The organism is Synechococcus sp. OH2, from assembly GCF_047462155.1.
GTDB lineage: Bacteria > Cyanobacteriota > Cyanobacteriia > Thermostichales > Thermostichaceae > Thermostichus.
In genome coordinates this window covers 1-3011 of record NZ_JANSIR010000010.1, presented here as the reverse complement: position 1 = coordinate 3011, position 3011 = coordinate 1, and the positions used below count along the sequence as shown (strand labels likewise).

Below are 3011 nucleotides of genomic sequence, written 5' to 3'. Positions count from 1 at the left end.
TACTGGATCAGCTCCAGCCACAGCCAGGAGGCGCCCAGGTTGCGGTAGCCCAGCCAGCCCAGGGTGGTGGCCAGGGCAATGTTGCGGTTTTTGCGGGCCTCGGCATTTTCCAGGGCCTCTAGATTGATCCGCTCCAGCATCGGCACCTGCAGCCGTACCACCAGGATCCCGCACAGCAGCACCCCGCCCACGGCGGCCAGGGTGCCTGTCAGGGAGAAACGGGAGCGGCGACGGGGCAAAGCAGCAGCAGTCATGGCCAGTTCTCAGCAGATCTCTATTGCTCGGCAGCGCCGCCGCGACCAGCGGCTAGACTCAATCATAGCGATGGCCTTGCTTCTCTCGATCTCCCTTGCACTTTTCCCCTGCCGATGACCAGATCTGCTCTCTCGGCTGCAGACCGGGCCCTCAGCCTCTACGAGGCCCTGCCCTACCCCAATGTGCCCCTCTCCCAGTCGGCCCGCAATGTCTTGGGGGAGATGTTCAAGATGAGCTATACCACCGCCCAGTACCTGCGCACCCACATGCTCGTCCCGTCAGAGGGCAAGGTGATGCTTAACGCCGGCTGTGGCTCCGGCTGGGAGACGCTGATGATGGCGGAGGCCAATCCGGGCGCCCAGATCGTGGCTTGTGATCTGTCGCCGGCTTCCGTCAAGCTCACCGAGGAACGCCTGCGCCGCCACGGCTTCACCGATGTCCAGTGCTACGTCCTCAACGTGCTGGAGCTGGATCGCCTGGGGATCCAGTTCGATTTCATCAGCCTGAACGACGTTCTGTATTTGTTGGCAGATCCCACTGAGGGCTTGCAGGCGATGAAAAAGGTTCTCAAGCCCGAGGGCATTATTCGCGCCAATCTCCACAGCCGCCGCCAACGCCAGGTGTTTCTCCGCCTGCAGGAAGCTTTGCAAAAGGTGGGGCAATTCGACGTCCCGCCAGCAGTAGGCGCCAAGAACGTGCGGGAATTCATGGGATCCCTGCAGGAAGAGGTGGCCAAGGCAGTGCTGTGGAACCCGGCCAACTATACCGAAGACGCCGCCATCCTGAACAACTATCTGCTTGCCAACGACAAGGGATTTACGATCCCCGAGGTGTTTGGCATGTTGCAGCAGGCAGGGTTGGGCTTTTTAAGCCTGGTGGATATGCCCGACTGGTCGGTGGAGTCTCTCTTTAAGCAAGTGCCGGAGTTTGTGCGGCAACGGCTGGAAACCCTCAGCGTTATGGAGCGGCTGCACCTCTACGAGCTGATCCGGCCTGCCCATCGCCTCATCGACTTTTGGGCCGAGCACGCCGGCTCTTCCCTGGTGCTGCCTTGGACGGATGCGGATTGGCTGACGGGATCCGTGCAGTTTAACCCCCTGCTGATGGACAATACCCGCTTCCACCAGGAGTACAACAAGGCCCTGCAAGAGAACCGCCCCTACGAAATGCAGTGGACAGGGGCCACCCACGGGCGGATCAGCATCCCTGCCGAGAAGGTGAGATGGCTGGCTCCGCTGCTGCAGGGGCCGACTCCGGTGGCAGAGCTGATTCAACGGGTCGTCGAGCTGGGATCCCTGACGAAAGAACAGGCAACCGACGAGGTGTTGACCTTCCTGACGGCGTTGGAAGACTTTCTCTTTGTCATGCTGCAGTAGAGCCGTTTACCCGTTCCCGCTCCAGCCCAGCTCCCCTCTCCCTCTGGGAGAGGGGCTGGGGGTGAGGCCAGTCTCCCTCTGGGAGAGGGGGCGGGGGTGAGGGCAGTGGCCCCAAGCGCCTGAAAGGTGCCTTAATCTGGTTTGAGATGTCGAGAACTGTACGACCCGGATGCCTGCCTGGCCGGCACGTCGTTTCTATGCAGCTCTGCAGCGAGGGCTGACCCAGCCCTTGGATCGCTGGGTAGCCGGGATCACCCTCTGCAACTTGGCGATTGGGGTGATCTTATTTTTGCTGGGCAACCATACGGCCCCCTATGTGCGGGATTTCAACTGGCAACAGCAGCGGGTGGGATCCCAGGAACTGCAGATGGTGCTGACCTTCAACCGCCCTATGGATGCAGACAGCGTTGCGGCCAACTTGGAGATCCAGCCGCCTCTGCCGGGCCGGATGCACAAGCTGGGCCGCCGCTTTTTTTGGACCCTGACAGAGCCGGCCCCCTACGGCCAAACCTACCGGCTGCGCCTAAAGGCCGCCGTGGATGAGCGGGGCCAGCCCATGGTGCGACCTTTTGAGGGGGAGTTTCGCACGCCGGATCGGCAGTTGTTGGGGATCGGCACGGAAGCAGACCAACGGGGGCGGCTGTTCCTCTTTAACCTGGAGACGGGATCCACCACGTTGCTGACGCCAGCCGGGCTGAAGGTCACTCAAATGCAGCCCAGCGCCGATGGCCGCTTTGTCTACTACTTTGCCACCACCACTAGCCTACAACACCAGGATCTGTACCGCCTGGATCTGGAGGATCAGTCTTCCCAGTTGCTGCTGGATCACCAGGGCTACCAAAACCTGCGCTTCCAGGTCTCGCCGACGGGGGAGCTGGTGGTAGCGGAGCGGATCCCCCTGCAACGGGATCCCCTCGCCCCTGTCCAGACGGAGCTGTGGGTCCAGAAAAGGAGACAGGATCCCTTTGAGCGTCTGGAGCTGGACACGGCTTTGGGGGGAGACTTTTTCATCAGCCCTGATGAGAGCAGCTTGCTCATCTCCCAGGGGCAAGGGGTGGGGATTGTGCCCCTGCACCCGCGGGCGGCAGCGGAGAGCTTTTTGGCCCAGTTCGGCCAAACCTTGGCCATCCGTCCCGACGGGGCTTTCGGGGCTTTGCTGCGCTTCAATCCCGACTACACCCGCAGCCTCTTTATCGTCAGCAGTACCGGCACCAGCGAGGAGATTTGGGTAACCGAGGGATCCGTAACCAAGGGAGCCTTTTCTCCCGGCGCACCCGTCTTTTACGGCTTGGTCAGCGAGGCCGAGTTTGTTGGTGAGGGCGCGTTGGAATCTCTGGCCTACACCGAGTCCCCCCGCTTGCTGGCAGTGGTGTTCGGCAG

General features: G+C 61.7%; 2 protein-coding genes and 1 pseudogene. 2 read left to right on the top strand and 1 reads right to left on the bottom strand.

All coding sequences use genetic code 11. From position 1 onward, the window contains the following. Window positions 1-254 (bottom strand): annotated as a pseudogene (locus NW835_RS00715) (hypothetical protein); the annotation flags it as partial. 114 nt (window positions 255-368) lie between these two features. Here NW835_RS00715 and NW835_RS00710 point away from each other — a divergent pair. Together NW835_RS00710 and NW835_RS00705 are read left to right on the top strand one after the other, a co-directional pair. Then, window positions 369-1631 carry a class I SAM-dependent methyltransferase gene (locus tag NW835_RS00710; RefSeq protein ID WP_414371689.1) on the top strand — a complete coding sequence of 421 codons (1263 nt, stop codon included), beginning with the start codon at window positions 369-371 and terminating at the stop codon, window positions 1629-1631. A gap of 169 nt (window positions 1632-1800) precedes the next feature. Further along, window positions 1801-3011, top strand: a 1211-nt coding sequence (locus tag NW835_RS00705; protein ID WP_414414259.1) for a hypothetical protein, incomplete at its 3' end; no start/stop codon positions are given.

Coding starts and splice junctions, on each gene's coding strand:
- NW835_RS00710 (WP_414371689.1), top strand. CDS start 369: ATGACCAGATCTGCTCTCTCGGCTGCAGACCGGGCCCTCAGCCTCTAC.